Origin of the sequence: Nostoc sp. CmiVER01 (assembly GCF_034531135.2) — a bacterium.
Lineage (GTDB): Bacteria > Cyanobacteriota > Cyanobacteriia > Cyanobacteriales > Nostocaceae > Nostoc.
This window is the reverse complement of the sequence record NZ_JAVRBU020000005.1, coordinates 338714-355957: the sequence shown is the minus strand read 5'-3', so window position 1 is coordinate 355957 and position 17244 is coordinate 338714. Positions and strand designations below refer to the sequence as shown.

Sequence of the window (17244 nt, the reverse complement as noted above, 5' to 3'; positions counted from 1 at the left end):
CTGGGATTGAAAAATAACCAGAAAACTTTTTGTACTATTTTAGGACTCAAAGCTGATGCTGCAAAACAACAGTTGAAAGTACAGCCAAATCTACCAGATTTTTTAACCGATTTAGAAGCTAATATTTACAATCATGGCAAATGATTCATCTAATAAAACTATATACGCGGCGATGGGGGCTAACTTAGCGATCGCTATTACTAAATTTATCGCCGCCTCCATTACTGGTAGTTCCGCCATGATATCTGAAGGGATTCATTCGGTGGTAGATACTGGCGATCAATTAGTACTTTTGCTGGGAATTCAAAGAAGCCAAAAGCCAGCAAACGATCGCCATCCCTTTGGTTACGGTCTAGAACTTTATTTCTGGACTTTTATCGTTGCTATCCTCATCTTTGCCCTTGGCGGCGGGATGTCAATTTATGAAGGAATTACTCATTTAATTCATCCCAGCCCTTTAGAAGACCCAACATGGAATTATATTGTGTTAAGTTTAGCAATATTATTTGAAGGTTATTCTTGGACTGTAGCTTTAAAAGAGTTTTTGCCGACTAAGGGTAAACAAAATTTTTGGCAAGCAATCAAAAATAGTAAAGATCCTACAGTAATTACAATATTATTTGAGGATACTGCCGCAATTTTAGGTTTATTCGTTGCCTTAATCGGAATATTTTTAGGACATCTATTTAATAATGTTTATTTTGACGGTATCGCTTCAATTATTATTGGCATTATCTTAGCTATAGTCGCAGTAGTACTAGCAAGAGAAAGTAAAGGATTGTTAGTTGGTGAAAGCGCCGATCCTCAAACTATAGCTAATATCCGTTCTTTGTCAAAAACAGAACCAGGAGTGAAAGAGGTTATCCGAGTGCTAACAATGCAACTTGCTCCCAAAGAAGTATTACTTAACTTAGAAATTCAATTTTCTCACAATCTTACAGGTGAGGAAATAGCCTTAACTGTAGAAAGTTTAGAAGCAAAAATTAGCCAAAAGCATCCTGAGATCAAACAAATTTTTATTGAAGCTAAATCATTAACTGCATCTCGCAAATATTCTCAAAATTCTCAATAATTTTTTAATCAAATAAATATCAATCACAGCACTGAACTGGACAAAAATTATGGTAAAAATTCTTAGTCAAGGACAGGCTTTTGGCTCACCTGGTATCGAGCCTCGATGGACTCATGCTAATAAAGATGGAGTAGGAACAGCTTACTCTACCTCTAGTAACATTTGGTTTACTATCTGGAATGGTATTATTACCGAAGTCTACCATCCCACAGTAGATAAACCCCAAGTTCGGGATTTACAGTATCTAATTTCTGATGGAAAAAGCTTTTTTCACGAAGAGAAACGTCATCTCGAATTAAAAGTTGAACCGATGTGGACTCATGGTTTAGGATATCGCATCACTAATTCCGATCCCCAAGGGCGTTATGCTGTAATCAAAGAAGTAATTGCTGACCCGCATTTATCCTGTATTTTACAACATACAAAGTTAACAGGAGATAGCGATTTTATTTCCCAACTCCAGTTATACGTTCTGTGTGCGCCGCATCTGGAAGTTGGAGGTACAGGTAATAATGGTTACGCTGTACAAGTTGCTGGACATCGAATTATCACAGCCGAGAAACAAGGAACATGGCTGGCGTTGGGTGCAACAATTCCCTTTACTCGTCTTTCTTGTGGCTACGTTGGTGAAAGTGATGGTTGGACAGATTTAGCTGATAATTTTCAGATGGATTGGGAGTTTGATAGTGCTGTAGATGGCAACCTTGCTTTAACTGGGGAACTAAATTTAGATAGTACTAAAGAGTTTACTTTAGGCTTGGCATTTGGGACAAATCTGCATAATGCAATTTCTACACTGTTTCAATCACTCAATATTCCTTTTGAAAAGCAAAAGCAGCAATATGACGAACAGTGGAAGCGATCGCGCAACGGCATCCACTCATTAGAAAATAGTTCTTATGATCAAGGTAAGTTGTATCACAACAGCATTAGTCTGTTGTTAGCACATGAAGACAAAACCTATCCAGGTGCATTAATTGCATCTCTGGCTATCCCTTGGGGTGAAGCCAAAGACGACCAAGATCAAGGAGGATATCACCTTGTCTGGACGCGGGATATGGTTAGCAGTGTATCAGGTTTGGTGGCTGCTGGGGAAACAGATACAGCAGTGCGATCGCTAATTTATCTCGCCACTAGTCAGCAGGAAGATGGTGGTTTTCCCCAAAATTTCTGGGTTGATGGTAAACCTTATTGGACAGGTATCCAGCTTGACGAGGTGGCATTTCCCATTCTGTTAGCATGGCTATTGCACCAGCAAAAAACTTGTTTAAATTTTGATATTTATCCGATGATTTTGCGGGCGGCTGGTTATTTAATTCGTCACGGCCCAGCTACCCAACAAGAACGCTGGGAAGAAAATAGTGGTTATTCACCATCAACATTAGCATCTAATATTGCCGCCTTAATTTGTGCTGCTCAATTTGTTCGTGAACGTGGAGATGAAGTAACAGCAGAGTTTATAGAAGAATACGCTGATTTTTTAGAATCTCACATTGAAGCTTGGACAGTTACTACTGAAGGAACTTTAGTTCCTGGCATCAAACGCCATTACATTCGGATTACTCCTACAGATATAAATAATTCTCAACCTAACGAAAATCCTAACCAAGGAACTCTTTTTATTAGCAGTCAACCACCTGGTGAACCGTCAGAATTTCCCGCGAAGGAAATTGTTGATGCTGGGTTTTTACAATTAGTACGCTATGGAATTCGCAAACCTGATGATCCGATTATTATTGATTCTGTCAAAGTAATTGACGCAGTTTTAAAAGTTGATACACCTGCTGGGCCTTGTTGGCATCGTTACAACCACGACGGTTACGGCCAGCAAGAAGACGGCAGTCCTTATACTAGTTATGGTAAGGGACGCGCTTGGCCTCTCTTAACAGGAGAACGGGGACATTATGAATTAGCTGTTGGCGGCGATGTCAAAACATATATCAAGGCGATGGAAGGATTCGCATCAGATACTTGCTTACTACCCGAACAGGTTTGGGATGAAACAGATAAACCTGAAAACCATCTGTATTTAGGAAAACCAACAGGTTCCGCCATGCCTTTAATGTGGGCGCACGCAGAGTATATCAAGCTGCTACGGTCAAATAATGATGGACAGGTATTTGATTTGATTCCAGAGGTGGCAAATCGATATCTAGGTGAAAGACGAAAGTGTAAATCATTTGAAATGTGGAAGTTTAACCGACAAATAGACAAAGTTAAAAAAGGTTATACATTGCGAATTCACGCTTTAGCATCTTTTCAGTTGCACTGGTCAGATGATAATTGGCAAACCGTAAAAAATACACCTGCTACTTCTACAAAATTAGGAGTTGATTTTGTAGATATTGCTATTTCTGATAATCAGGAACAACCAATCAACTTTACCTTTTTCTGGATTGAAAGCAGCAAATGGGAAGGACATAACTATACAGTTAGAATTTTGTAATTCCTAATTAATTAGGAATTACGCAAAAACCCTCTAAAACTCTCATTTTTCCGTGACCTCTGCGCCCTCTATAATTCGTTTTCTGTTACTCGTGCGTAAGTGCTATTTATAATTCGCCTTTCAATACATTTAGGATCAGAAAGAGCCATTATTATGCAAAATAACTCATCACCCAAACCAACAATTGAATACTGGCACGTCTGGACTGACAACGACGGTATAAGTCACCAATCTCGTTGTCAAATTGAAGACTTCATGGAAAAAGGCATAGCCCCCGATACCTCACCACAGTGGCTTTCTAATTTGAAGCAGTCTGGTGCTACAATCACCTTTACTGTGCTACCTGTAGGATGGGTTGGTAACTGGCATGAGAACCCTAAACCACAGTGGATCATCCCTCTATCGGGACGTTGGTTTGTGGAGACTATGGACGGACAGCGAGTAGAGATGGGCCCTGGCGAAATTTCATTTGGAGAAGATCAGGGTACGAAAGCGGACGCGCAAGGTAATAAGGGTCACTTATCTGGAACAGTAGGCGATGCGCCAGCTGTTCTGATAATGGTACAGCTTGAAGAGACTCCGACTATAGAGCAATCCTGCCGTTTTAAGTAACTCGAAACTTGGGTTAGTAGCGATCGCTCCTAACCATCATCTTATTAAAAAGTTTGCTGTTGCTTCTAGTTTCTTCACCTGACATCGCTATCCAAAATTTCTATCCTTCTAGAGGACGTGAAAGTAGACTAAGTGGATGGTGTGAAAAAGTTGAATTTAGTGCAGACCAGTTTAAGAATTAATTCCTCAAACATCACATTTTCAACCTTGATTTATTGCGCTTGGCTCCATGTAGATAATTTCCCAAATATGGCCATCTAAGTCAGCAAATCCATGTCCATACATAAAACCGTGATCTTGGGGTTCATTATAGGTTGTTCCACCGGCGGCGACAGCAAGGCGAACCATTTCATCGACTTGTTCTCGGCTATCAGAAGATAAACACACAAGAACTTCTGTGCTTTTTGTGGCATCACAAATTTCTTTGGGAGTAAACGTTTTAAACTTTTCATGCGTTAAAAGCATGACAAAGATACTTTCAGACACAATCATGCAGGTGGCAGTTTCGTCAGTGAATTGAGGATTAAACTCAAAGCCGAGTTGAGTAAAGAACTTGATCGATTGATTGAGGTTTTTGACTGGCAGATTAACGAAAATTTGAGTACTCATGGATTTATCCTTTTGAATTTTGCACAGTGAAAGATCAGCGAAAAAGTTCGTAAGCACCTTTGGTAATAAGAAGTCAAGCCGCCTGTTCGCAGTTGACCATCCAGGGAATACCGAATTGATCAACCAACATGCCAAAGCGGACAGACCAGAAGGTTTGCTCGATCGGCATCTTCACTTTTCCGTTTTCTGCCAAGGCATGAAAGATACATTCTGCTTTTTCTGGCTCGTCAACGCTGATTTGCACGTAGAAGCCTTGGGGTGTTTCAAAATATCCAGGTGGGCTATCAGACCCCATCAAGAGGCGATCGCCCAAATCGAGGCAGACATGCATGATTTTGTCATGCCATTGGGCGGGCACATGTTCTGCTGAGGGTGCATCTTTGTGGGTCAGCATCATGACGATTTTGCCGCCCAGACATTGCTCATAAAACTTGAATGCTGCTTCACAGTTGCCGTTGAACATGAGATAAGGATTAATTTTCATGAAGGCTCCTAAGATAAATTCAGTAGATTGGGCTATACGTCTAGTAGTCTGCCAAGGAAACGCAAGCGTTGTGGTCAGCAGAGGAGCGGAGGGGCAGAGGGGCAGGGGGGAAAGACTTACTGCAATTGTTCGTTCTCCCCTGCTCCCCTGCTCCCCTGCCCCCCTGCTCCCTTGCTTACCTCCACGTAGCAATTTTGGGTTGGTACACTACTAGCGTGAGGACAGCTTGAGATGTTTGCGGCTCGAAGGGGACGGAACAATGTTCATGCACAACCTGCCATTTACCTTGTTGCCTAGAGATTTACCATCACGCACTCGGATGCTGGTTGCAGTCGCTACAGGGTGAAGCGGGGCAGTGGCTAGATATTGCCCTTTTGAATTGAGTTGCTGTGCCAGTTGCGCGGATTTCACATAACAGTCTTACCGCTCGGTTTGGCTCATGGCATTTTCTTCCAGGTAAATCAGCAGTACATATTTCATTGAATTGCCTCCGTTGTTTCCCTTTGTAATTAAGTCGAACGACAATTGCTTAAATCGACACCTCTAGTAAAATTTTTTTATCTTTTAGATACAATCAAGCTTTAACTGTGTTCTTTCCTTTTGTGAGTAAGTCGAACGGCAATTGCTTAAATCGACACCTCTGGTAAAATTTTTTCTGACGTCAGCTATGACTTCAAACGCACAATCAGATGTAACAATCGCGATCGCCTCCATTTATCGCACCGAGTGGGGTCGGATTGTTGCCACGCTCATCCGGCTGGTTGGGGATTTCGATGTAGCTGAAGAGGCGGCACAGGAAGCTTTTATCGCTGCCGTGAATCAGTGGCAATCCACGGGTATTCCCGATCTCCCCCGCGCGTGGATTATTAAAACAGCTCGATATAAAGCCATTGATCGCCTCCGCCGCCGGACGCGGCTAACAGAAAAATTAGAATGGTACAGTGCATCTGGGTTAATCCCAACAAGCCAGGAGCCTACCTACAACACCGATGAAATTCCAGACGAGCGACTGCGGCTGATCTTTACTTGTTGTCATCCTGCACTGTCCATCGAGGCGCAGGTTGCTTTGACACTGCGGATGCTGGGCGGGCTTGAGACAGAAGAAATTGCACGGGCGTTTCTAGTGCCCACAGCAACGATGGCGCAACGGCTGGTGCGTGCCAAGCGCAAGATTAGGGATGCAGGTATTCCCTATAAAGTGCCAGATACGAACGATCTGTCTGTGCGGGTAGATGCAGTCCTGACAACGATCTATCTCATTTTCAACGAAGGCTACGCGGCGACTAGGGGCGAGACGATGGTCAGGGCTGACCTCTGCACAGAAGCGATTCGGCTGGGTCGCCTAGTGAGGACGTTGATGGCACCACAACCGCCCTCAGAAGTCACTGCCCTGGTTGCGCTGATGTTGCTGCACGACTCTCGGCGCGATGCCCGTTTGGATGAGGCGGGCGATCTGGTGTTGCTCGAAGATCAGGATCGTCGTACCTGGAACCAACAGCAGATTTCTGAGGCATTGCCGCTCGTTGAAGAAGCACTGCGAGGCGAGATTGGTTCGTTTGCAGTGCAAGCAGCGATCGCAGCACTACATTGTCAGGCAGCACAGGCACAAGAAACAGACTGGTTGCAAATTGTCCACCTCTACGATTTGCTCGAGGGCTTGCAGCCTTCGCCGATTGTTTCACTCAACCGCGCGGTGGCAATCTCAATGCTAGACAGTCCTCAGGCCGCGCTTGGACTCGTCGATGGGCTTGCCCCTCAACTTAATGACTACCATCTATTTCACGCCACCCGTGCCGATCTGCTGCGCCGTATCGGAGCCTCCCAAGAAGCCGCACAGAGCTACGCGATCGCGCTCGTTCTCGTCACTAATGATAGCGAACGCCGCTTTTTAGAGCGTCGGTTGCGCTCAGTTCAGCCCTAAGTCCAGCATCGCCGGACGTGCAAAAAATTATTAGATTATAGAATAAGGTAGCTGCTTGTGTGGAGCGGTAAGCATTTGCACAACTAGTATGAGTGAAAATGTGTCGGATGAATCGTTCAGCACCGAGCGGCTTGAATGAATTGTTAGGCTACCACCTTAACAGAAAGATTAATCCTCAATATTTAAAATCCAATGAAAGTAATTTTCGCTTTAATATAGGATTTCTACATAGCCTTCCGTTCCATTAACCCGGATTCTCTGTCCGTCATCGATCAGCTTGGTAGCATTCTCCACTCCAACAACTGCTGGTAAGCCATATTCACGCGCGATAACTGCTCCATGAGTCATCAGTCCACCAACTTCGGTGACTAGACCTTTTATGGATACAAACAATGGTGTCCAGCTAGGGTCAGTAAAGGAGGTGACTAATATATCTCCATCTTCTAGCTCGGCATCTTCCATGTTTAAGATGACACGCGCTCGTCCCTCTATAACTCCGGAGGAAACAGCCAGACCTATAATAGCTTCGGCAGGGAGATTTTCTCGTTTGTACCGACCTGTAATGATTTCGCCATCAGACGTGATCACACGAGGGGGAGTTAGTTTTTCAAATAATTTGTACTCGTCTTTTCTTTCGCTGATAATCTGGTAATCAAGTTTATTTGTGAGTATGACTTCGCGAAGTTCTTCAAAAGTGAGATAATATATATCTTCTTTTTCATGAATAACGCCCGCTTGTACGAGTTGTTCGGCTTCTTTGAGTAAAGCTTTCTTATAAACGAAGTAGCGATTAACTATGCCGTATTTTGGATATTCACGATAACCGATGAAATTCCGAATTAGGTTAATCATTCGTTTTGTCTCTTCAGCCTTTTGTTTACCATCCGGTAATTGCTGCAATCGATCTAATAACTCTTGTTCTTTTTTCAAAGCTGACTGTCGCCCTTGCTCAAATTTGCGATCGCCAGCACCAGGCTCAAAGTTTTTGATATTACTGAGAATTATGGGGACAAGCGTCATTGGTTTTTCACTCCAACGAGGTCTTGTAATATCGATCTCACCGGCACATCGCATTCCGTATTTGTTGAGGTAAGCATAGATAGCGTCCCTAGCTGACTGTCCACCCTCAAACTGAATCAGTTCATCCAGAAAGTTGTCATCTTTTACCTGTTGTAAATAATCAATTATTTCAGGATAAAGACGAATCACATCCGCAACATCCAATAGTTCCAGTCCCATTTCGGAAGTAATATTGTTGGGTACAGATTGAGAAAGCTTGTCTGCTACGTTTTTTTCATCTAACCACTCCTGCATTTTTTCATTGAGCCATGATGAAGCATTCATAGCAGTCATAATTACACCAAAACTTTGTGGATCGGATAAACTCTTCTTTAATTTCTGGGTGTCTTCCAGAATAAAATCAATTAGATCCACTCCTGATTTCGTCTGGATGTTCTGTTTTAACTCGTCTATCGAGGTTTGACTACGCCCAATCAAATCGGGAACGATCGCCGGATCGTATTCAATTTGTGTTTGAAAATCCGCAGGCGATATACCTTTATTGCTTTTACCGGGACTCAGTTCTTTTTGATCATTTGGTAACGATTTTATAAAATCTCCTCGCTCTATGATGGTCATAAGTGCGTCTTTTATGAGCGGATCGGATTTTCCCAAAACATCTACTATAAATTCTCTTCTAACAGGTGAAGCCAGATCGGGTGTGATATCAACAAACAACCTTCCACCAGCTTTATACATGGGTCGAGCAGCTGTTAACTGGAATAAAGACAATCCCAATGGTTTGATTGGGTCAGTCATCATTTGTTGATGACCGACAGATACATAGACGTGATTTTCTTCATCATTCGCTTCAGGAATGGGATATAAAGTCGTAATGGGGCGACTCTGGACAATATGAAATGTGTCATTCACCAAACACCATTCGATGTCCTGGGGGCAGCCGAAATGTTTTTCAATCTTTCTACCGATGCGCTCAAGCTGTACAATCTGCTCGTCTGTCAGTGCTTGCCTATTCTGCCTCTGTTGCTCAATCTCCTGTTCTTTCGTACCGCCATCTTTTAAGGCGTAAATAGCCAGTTTCTTGGTGGATATCTTTTTATCGATAACTTTACCGTTACACACTTTATAGATATCAGCATTCACCAGACCACAGACCAAGGCTTCTCCAAGTCCGAAGCTAGCATCAATGGATAACACCTTCCTATTAGAAGTGACGGGATCGGCAGTAAACAAAATTCCTGCCACCTGCGGAAAGACCATCTTGTGAACAACCACAGATAGGTGGACTTTACGGTGGTCGAAGCCGTATAATTGGCGGTAAATTACTGCCCTCTCGGTAAATAGCGATGCCCAGCACTTGCTGATATGCTGATAGATTGCCTCTTTACCGATAATGTTCAAATACGTATCCTGCTGACCTGCAAAAGAGGCTGTCGGTAAATCCTCAGCAGTTGCGCTGGATCGTACTGCATAGGCATTTTTTTCTCCAAGCCTAGAGAGGAGGCGGGCGATCTCTTCATTAATATCTTGAGGAATGTTTATCCCTTCAATGAAAGAGCGAATCTCACCGCTAAGTTCACCGATTTTTTTTCGGTCTTCCACCTTAAGAAGCGATAACCGATCGAGTAATTGGTTAATCGACGACGTTTCCCCAATGATTCTTTTAAAAGCTTCAGTAGAAATACAAAAGCCATCCGGTACGTAGATTCCTTCAATCCTGGTAAGTTCCCCCAGGTTCGCGCCTTTACCCCCGACAAGTTTGAGTTTTGTTTTATCAATATCTTGAAAACAAAGCACAAATGAACTCATCAGTTTCGCTCCTTTGGCAATTATACTTTGGTAATTTTGACTGCATCACAACCGCTCGACTCTCGACGGTCGGTGTGCATGGGCGTTGTTATGCAGCGTTTACGTTGGCGTAGCCTCTCGTAGAGAAGTGTACCTACCCCTGCGGGGAAGCAAGCTACGCAAAGCGTCTCCGACAGGAGAAGGTATCGCTCACTAGCTGCCGTTATGGCGATGTGATCGTGTTTTCAGGATGCCAATCTGCTCGGTTCAGGCAATAAACAAAACAGTCATCGTTGCCAAACCTTCGTGGTTCAACAAATTGAAAGCCAAGACGTTCATAGAAGCGGTGAGCGCGAGTATTGCTGGCAAGTGGATCGATGAGGACAGTCGTCACACGCGGGTCGGCAAAACATCGAGCTAGGGCAAGCTGCATCATTTTTGTGCCGTAGCCTTTGCCCAAATCTGTTTCTTCGCCAATCCAGATATCAATGGCACGAAGATCCGGTGCAACATCGCCCCAATAACGGCTTTCCTCACGCGCTGGATCGATAATTTGGACACATCCAATGGGACGACCCTTGATCTGGGCAATTAGTTGCTCTTTCCAGTCAGGATTGCGACTCAGTTCTACCTCCCAATACCAATCATCGTTGGGATCTGAGGCAATGACATGAGGTTGTTGATCCCAGTATTGCAGCAGGTTCAAGTCAGCAAGGGTGGCGGGGCGTAGATTAATCATCATTACACAAGCCTCGTCCGCTTGCGATCGCCCATAAATGGTTGCCATATTTTTTATAAACTTTTGTAAACAATTAGCTGGTTCTGCATAAAACTTGTGTGCCCAATGTAAGTTATACGGGTACTTGCTTGACGAGCATTAATTGAGATTTACTTGATCTGGCATTACGTAACCATTGTGGGATGTTTCGGTGTTATTTAATGACAAAACTCATGGGAATTATACCAATAATAAGCTTAGTAACCTTTATTACTGGCTTATCAATTTACTTCCTACTGACCTCAAGAGGTCGAATTTTGCTCAAATCTTTGATGAGAAAAATAAACTGCCAATGGTGGAGGCTTAACTTTGGCAAGCTTAACCAACTAGGAACAAGATTTTCCAAGACTATAGCAATTGCTGTAATTATTATGGTAGCAGTAATCGCTGGAAATAGTGTATCCGCGCAGGTTACGGGGTCGTCTTCAGTTTCGCTCAAGAGCGTATCGGTTCCAGAACCTGACAATCTTGGAGAATTTGTCAAAAACAAAGCAGCTGCAATCAAGTTAGGAAAGACTCTTTTTTGGGATATACAAGTTGGGAGCGATGGAGTGACCTCCTGTGCTACTTGCCACTTCCATGCTGGAGCCGACAATAGATCCATAAATCAGATTGCTCCTGGGCTTTTGCGAATTAACCCTGACCGTACAGAGAATCCAGATATAATTTTTAATATAGGCGGTGCGCCAAACTACCAGCTAAGAAAAGAAGATTTTCCCTTTCACAAGCTGTCAAATCCAAATGATTCTGCGACTGTGGTATCTGACAGTAACGATGTTAGCTCCTCTCAAGGAGTCGCAAATACAAAATTTGTTGGTGTTATACCTGGTAGCTCAAGAGACCTAGAAACAAGTGAGCCAGATCCAGTATTTAAAGTGGCAGGTATCAATGTGCGCCGCGTCCAGCCGCGTAATACGCCAACCGTAATTAATGCAGCATTCAACTTCCGCAACTTCTGGGATGGAAGGGCACAAGATATCTTTAATGGGGTGAATCCCTTCGGTTTAAGAGACCCTAACGCCTCTGTAGCGAAAGCAGAAAACCCAAATCAGCTTAAATTTGTCAAAGTCAGCCTGAATAATTCGTCTTTGGCTTCCCAGGCGGTCGGCCCGCCACTCAGTTCCTTCGAGTCGTCTGCTGATGGTCGCACTTTTCAAGAAATTGGTAATAAGTTTGGTCAAATTGACCTCAGCAAATTTATATTTGTCAACAACTCGCTAGGTTCGCTGGAAAATATTCTGTCAATCGGGGGTACAAAGCTCCCCAGAGTCTTGGGACAAAAGTTATCTGGACTGACACCACTAGGCAAACAGATTGTGCATCCACAAGACAGCGTTTTAGGTGCAGACAGTGGATATCCTCAACCCGGACTCAAGGATATAACCTACGAGAATCTGATTAAAGATGCCTTTAAGCCAGAGTGGTGGAACTCTAATCAACTCATCCAAGTTGATGCTGAAGGTAAACGGACTTTTGTCAACAAGGCTGATAACTCTTCCCAAACCAATGAGTACAGGCTGTTGGATTATAACTTCTCGCTATTCTTTGGGCTTGCAATTCAGTTGTACGAGTCTACACTCATTGCCAACGATACGCCCTACGATCGCTTCTTAGAAGGAAACACCACCGCCCTCACCGTGCAGCAGCAACGAGGCAAACAACTATTCGAGGGTAAAGCTGCCTGCATCTTCTGCCATAGTGGGTTGGAACTCACCAGCGCCTCGGTTAGCAGTGTCAAGAACCAAAGACTTAGAGCCACTACCACCACTCCCAGAACCGTTTCGGACAAAGGTTACTTCAATATTGGTGTTAGACCCACCCTAGAAGACATCAGTGCTGGTGGTCAAGATCCATTTGGTAATCCGCTTTCGGAGTCGCGGGTCGCTGCTTTGGGGAAATTCCCACTACTTCTTGGTTCAAGCCCCAATGTTACAGTTAGTTCCAATGACACAGTAGTTGCAGACGGAGAGTTTAAGGTTCCTGGACTACGCAATATAGAACTCACAGCTCCTTACTTCCACAATGGTGGCTATTTGACTTTGCCACAAGTGGTGGACTTCTATAATCGTGGTGGAGATTTCCGCCAAGACGGGGTTCTCCGCCCATTGGGATTAAGCGAAACTGAAAAAGATGACTTGGTGGCTTTCCTGAAAGGACTCACTGATGAGCGAGTTGTCTCTGAGAAAGCGCCCTTTGACCACCCGCAACTGTTCGTTCCTAATGGACATTTAGGTAACTCTATGTTTGTTGCCAATGATGGTACTGGCAAAGCTGCCGATAACCTAGTAGAAATTCCTGCGGTTGGTAAGAATGGTGGTAAAGGTACTCCAAATTTCCTAAACTAACTAGCAATTTGATTTTGTCGCTTTAGGTATCAGAGCAGGGGGAGATAAGTGAAAAAAATAACTTCCTTGTCCCCCTGATATTGACATACTTACAAACTGACGCTAATTTACTATCAGAAATTGAAGCAGCTTTAATTACTTGGTTTCGACCTCTGCTTGATAATTTAATTTCAAAACAACCTTGGATAATTGCTGAAGGTACACGAATTCAAATCAGACTGAAACAATTCAGAGAATCCAGAAGCTTGCAGCAGAATGAACTAGCAAGACGACTTGAAATATCGTTGGCTAATGTTCAAAAACTGAAATATGGCTTTGCCATTGTATTTGGTGGAGATTTTTATCCTATTGGTTGACAGTCTTTACATAATATGGTCGCGGTTGGTGAAAACCCTGAAGTGAAGCATCGACAATGAGGCAAACTTCGATATGCATACCATCAGGATCAGAAAATGACAAGTTAAGTACTGGGCCAAGGTCGGCAATCGTGCCATCACTCACACCCCGGTCTATGAGTTTGCGGCGGATAATCTGGAATGCTGATTCTGTTGAGGCATTCAAAGCTAAATGGTCGATGTGTCCTCGTCCAAACATATCCGGCAATCCAGAGCTATGGACATTATCAGGCATCTCTGCTGCGTGAAGCACGCACTGTGAGCCAGCCCGTAAAAGTGCGTGACGAAAGGCTGGGGTCGTCTCTTGAAAGATTACTGGCATCTCGAATACATCAGTATAGAAGTCGATAAAGCGGTCGATATCTGCTGTTACTACTGCAACATGCTGGATACCTGATACAAGATTCATGGCGTTACTCCAGTTAAATTGTGCAATTTGCTTTTATGGCTATGATTGTGAAGCAGCGATCGCAACGGGAGCCTTAGCGAAGCGATGTCTACGACGGGCTACGCCTACGCGATCGTGCGGTTGCTCAAAATCAATGCTCGGCCCCTTCGGCACAATTCGATTTGGATTAATATCAGTCATACTCATGTAATAGCTGCGCTTAGTATAGTCTAGGTTGCAAGTCGCTTTGAACTCAGGACACTGATATAGGTCTAATAGATAATTCCAGAGATTTGGGTAGTCGATAATTCGCCGCAGATTGCACTTAAAGTGACCGTAATATACTGAGTCGAAGCGATACAGAGTTACAAACATACAAATATCGGCTTCAGTCATTTGAACACCACATAAATAGCGTTGCTTGCTCAGAACGGTTTCCCAATGATCTAAACTTTCAAAGAGTTCAGTTACTGCATTTTCGTATGCTACTTGCTCCCTGGCAAAACCAGAGCGATATACACCAGCATTAATTGGCAGATAAATTGCATCGATTGTTTGATCAATCTGCTGTTGAAGCTCGCGTGGGTATAAGTCTATTTTCTGTGTTGCCAATTCCCCAAACTCTACGTCAAACATCCGCATGATTTCACGAGATTCGTTATTGACGATTGTTTGAGTTTGCTTATCCCACAACACCGGAACAGTGACTCTTCCTGTATATTTGGGATTGGCTTTCAGATAAATATCTTGCAAATATTGAGTGTGATTCACCCAGTCAGGAATAGCTCCCGGTGCAGAAGTAAACATCCATCCCAAGTCGCTCATAATCGGATCGACGATAGAGATTGAGATTGCATCATTCAAACCTTTGAGTTCTCGCATAATTAAGGTGCGATGCGCCCACGGACACGATAAAGAAACGTAGAGGTGATAGCGTCCTGCTTCTGCCTTAAACCCGCTAGAACCATCGGCGGTTACACGATGGCGAAACGTTGTCGGCGTCTCATTGAAATTACTGCTCTTATCTGATTTATTTTTATCGGTTATCCATTTGCCTTCGATCATCATTCCTGACGCCATAATTCTCTCCTAACACGCTTGGTGTCTGGAAACTACAAAATCTATGCTTTTGAACTTGTGAGAATTACTTCAGCATTACGTCTTTCCTTTTCTGAAGAATGTTAATTTCTTAAAAATTCTTTATAAAACCCATTTGACATCTAAGGAGGTGCAGCAAGCCTTTTAAGCATCAACCGAATAAAACAAAGATTTACCTTGGCAGTAGTTGTCTTCTAAGGTTCTCTCTTTGCACAAATAAACGTAAGGATTTAGGTAAAGACGTATTGACAAGTGTGACATCTGAGGCGGAATATCACAATTATAGAAAAAGACCTGCCTTTGAAATTAGAGCGTGAAACTCTTCTCTAGTTGGCTCTAGAACAACTTGTAGATATTATTGCCGAGCAGGCGATCGCTACAGAGAGAAACTCCAGAATTTTAAAACTAGAACAAGAACTAGAGAAACTCAAGGTCAAGTTCTGGGAATAATAGCAATGCCACTTGTGAAGCTGGTTAGACCTAGAATAACCGCAGCTATGTCTGGCGACAAACAGCTTTGCGCCTATACAAAAAGTACCCATGAGTGTACTATTCACTGCTCAATCGTATATTCCATGCTAAGAATAATGTGGCTATAAGCAGTAAGTAAGCAAAACAAAGTGATTGACTATCTTGGCCAATTCCCTCAAACCAATTCATAGATATACCGATAAACTTTAGAAAATAATTGGAGGTAAAATGGTTTCTGATAAAAATATAACTGATAATGATTGGAATTTAGATGAAAGTAGGACACTTATTCAGGCACTTATAAAGGATTTTTATAAAAACAATTTAAATAGTTTTGCAGATCCAATTAAGCAAGAAGGTTTAGTAGCAGCAGGAAAAGAAATATCTCAAATTATTATACTATTTAATAGACTTCAAAAGCTTATTAATAGAAATACACCGCAAAATATTTGGTGGGACAAAATACCGAGAATAGTTATACCTGACAATAGAGATAAAATTCAAAGGGAACTGACCGAACTCTCGAAAGCTTTAATATTTGCAATAGAAGCTCTGCGTGAATCATCATCTAATATAAATATTGCTCAGGCTATTAGATTTGATGTTGAACAAATTGTTTGCAAATATGAACATCCTTTTACAGGATTTATCATCAACCCATTTTTATCAATCCACCGTTCACCATCTACAACAACTAAAGTAATTTTTGGGCTTATAACTGCCGTTTTTATATATGGAGGAATTACTTCGTGTTCTCTTGCAGGGCTTTGGATTTTTTCAGAAGTTGTTAATTATTATAATAACAATAATTATAATACAAATAAAAAGGCATTACAAAATGAAATTAAAGAGATCCAGAGATATACAGATAACCGGGTAGAGGCAATCCAAAACAAAGCGGAACAACAAAACCAATCAGAAAATACAAATTCTACTCTTGATAATGATGTTAATAAATTGAAACAAAGTAAAGAAGAAATTAAAGAATTAACTATAATATCACAAAAAAATACTGAATTTAAAAGTTCAGAGCTAACAACACTAAATAATAATCTTGCTGAATTAAATGCACAATATAGCAAAAGGCAATCTGTAAATGAGAAATTTAACGAATTTCTTCTCCAGCTAAGTTTAGCTATCGCGGCAGGAACATTAGGTAGTATTATCAGTATTTTAATCAGAATTGAAGAATTTCAGAATAAGAAATATTCTGATCCACTAACTCCTTTCCTTGTTGGTGCTTTTAAACCAATGATTGGAGGAGCATTTTCTGTTTTGTTTTTAGCCTTGATTAACTCTGGAATAATATTAATGTTTATTAACCCAAGTATATTTAAGCTCAATCCAACTACCAATCAACAATCATCTCAAGATCAACAAAGGTCTTTGATTTTTGTAATCGCATTCGTTGTTGGCTTTAGTGAAAGGCTTGCCAAGGATTTTATCGGCAAAGCAGAAGAAATAGCAAGTGGTAATCGAGATAACCTTGAATATCAACCAGTTAATAATGAATTAGTAACCGATGTACATAGTTTAAATACGTTGCCAAATAAACTAGCTGTTAGTAGTTTAAAAAATAGTGCGATCGCTTCCAATATATCGCTAACTGAACTAGATAGTATTGATTCGATAAATGGTGGAGATGATTTAAACCCAAGCAAAGGCGATCGCTAATTTAAACTGTAGTAATCCTAAATTATTTGTGAAAAATTAGATCCCCGACAACTTTTACGAAGTCGGGGATCTGAACACCGCGAATTTTCACAAATAGACATCTCCAGAAATTAAATATGCGTTACCCAAAACCCTTGTAAAGA

The 17244-nt window shown here is 42.2% G+C and carries 14 protein-coding genes; 8 read left to right on the top strand and 6 right to left on the bottom strand.

The genetic code is table 11. From position 1 onward, the window contains the following. Window positions 1-6: 6 nt before the first annotated feature. The 4 genes from RMZ43_RS10455 (at window position 7) to RMZ43_RS10440 (ending at window position 4130) form a co-directional block, all read left to right on the top strand. A complete protein-coding gene (locus tag RMZ43_RS10455) occupies window positions 7-144 on the top strand; it encodes a hypothetical protein (RefSeq protein WP_322649630.1) in 138 nt (45 codons plus the stop codon). Continuing rightward, window positions 134-1072 carry a cation diffusion facilitator family transporter gene (locus RMZ43_RS10450; RefSeq protein WP_322649631.1) on the top strand — a complete coding sequence of 313 codons (939 nt, stop codon included), beginning with the start codon at window positions 134-136 and terminating at the stop codon, window positions 1070-1072. The genes RMZ43_RS10455 and RMZ43_RS10450 overlap by 11 nt, the downstream gene beginning before the upstream one ends. A gap of 49 nt (window positions 1073-1121) precedes the next feature. Beyond that, complete coding sequence (locus tag RMZ43_RS10445) at window positions 1122-3518, top strand: glycoside hydrolase family 15 protein (protein ID WP_322654062.1); 2397 nt, start codon at window positions 1122-1124, stop codon at window positions 3516-3518. 153 nt (window positions 3519-3671) lie between these two features. Continuing rightward, on the top strand, window positions 3672-4130 hold the full coding sequence (locus tag RMZ43_RS10440; RefSeq protein WP_322654063.1) for a cupin domain-containing protein: 459 nt from the start codon (window positions 3672-3674) through the stop codon (window positions 4128-4130). A 201-nt stretch (window positions 4131-4331) separates the two neighbouring features. Here RMZ43_RS10440 and RMZ43_RS10435 read toward each other — a convergent pair whose 3' ends face one another. Together RMZ43_RS10435 and RMZ43_RS10430 are read right to left on the bottom strand one after the other, a co-directional pair. Continuing rightward, window positions 4332-4739 carry a VOC family protein gene (locus RMZ43_RS10435; protein ID WP_322654064.1) on the bottom strand — a complete coding sequence of 136 codons (408 nt, stop codon included), beginning with the start codon at window positions 4737-4739 and terminating at the stop codon, window positions 4332-4334. A 73-nt stretch (window positions 4740-4812) separates the two neighbouring features. Beyond that, entirely contained in the window at window positions 4813-5223 is a 411-nt protein-coding gene (locus RMZ43_RS10430) for a VOC family protein (RefSeq protein ID WP_322654065.1), read from the bottom strand. A gap of 667 nt (window positions 5224-5890) precedes the next feature. Here RMZ43_RS10430 and RMZ43_RS10425 point away from each other — a divergent pair. Beyond that, window positions 5891-7144 carry an RNA polymerase sigma factor gene (locus tag RMZ43_RS10425; protein ID WP_322654066.1) on the top strand — a complete coding sequence of 418 codons (1254 nt, stop codon included), beginning with the start codon at window positions 5891-5893 and terminating at the stop codon, window positions 7142-7144. A 210-nt stretch (window positions 7145-7354) separates the two neighbouring features. Here RMZ43_RS10425 and ppsA read toward each other — a convergent pair whose 3' ends face one another. Both ppsA and RMZ43_RS10415 read right to left on the bottom strand, forming a co-directional pair. Continuing rightward, window positions 7355-9973, bottom strand: a complete 2619-nt coding sequence (gene ppsA / locus RMZ43_RS10420; RefSeq protein ID WP_322654067.1) for a phosphoenolpyruvate synthase — start codon at window positions 9971-9973, stop codon at window positions 7355-7357. A 202-nt stretch (window positions 9974-10175) separates the two neighbouring features. Then, entirely contained in the window at window positions 10176-10739 is a 564-nt protein-coding gene (locus tag RMZ43_RS10415; RefSeq protein WP_322654068.1) for a GNAT family N-acetyltransferase, read from the bottom strand. 362 nt (window positions 10740-11101) lie between these two features. Here RMZ43_RS10415 and RMZ43_RS10410 point away from each other — a divergent pair, with 362 nt between their 5' ends. Together RMZ43_RS10410 and RMZ43_RS10405 are read left to right on the top strand one after the other, a co-directional pair. Next, a complete protein-coding gene (locus tag RMZ43_RS10410) occupies window positions 11102-13075 on the top strand; it encodes a cytochrome-c peroxidase (RefSeq protein WP_322654069.1) in 1974 nt (657 codons plus the stop codon). An 80-nt stretch (window positions 13076-13155) separates the two neighbouring features. Further along, the gene (locus RMZ43_RS10405) at window positions 13156-13431 is read left to right on the top strand and encodes a helix-turn-helix domain-containing protein (RefSeq protein ID WP_322654070.1); all 276 of its coding nucleotides are present in this window, start codon (window positions 13156-13158) and stop codon (window positions 13429-13431) included. Here the strand turns inward: RMZ43_RS10405 and RMZ43_RS10400 are convergent. Then, the gene (locus RMZ43_RS10400) at window positions 13421-13879 is read right to left on the bottom strand and encodes a VOC family protein (RefSeq protein WP_322654071.1); all 459 of its coding nucleotides are present in this window, start codon (window positions 13877-13879) and stop codon (window positions 13421-13423) included. The genes RMZ43_RS10405 and RMZ43_RS10400 overlap by 11 nt on opposite strands. Window positions 13880-13918: 39 nt before the next feature. Beyond that, window positions 13919-14938, bottom strand: coding sequence for a glutathione S-transferase family protein (locus RMZ43_RS10395; RefSeq protein ID WP_322654072.1), 1020 nt, complete (start codon window positions 14936-14938; stop codon window positions 13919-13921). Window positions 14939-15655: 717 nt separating this feature from the next. Here RMZ43_RS10395 and RMZ43_RS10390 point away from each other — a divergent pair. Further along, window positions 15656-17101: a hypothetical protein gene (locus tag RMZ43_RS10390; protein ID WP_322654073.1), complete on the top strand. Its 1446-nt coding sequence runs from the start codon at window positions 15656-15658 to the stop codon at window positions 17099-17101. The last annotated feature ends 143 nt before the right edge of the window (window positions 17102-17244 follow it).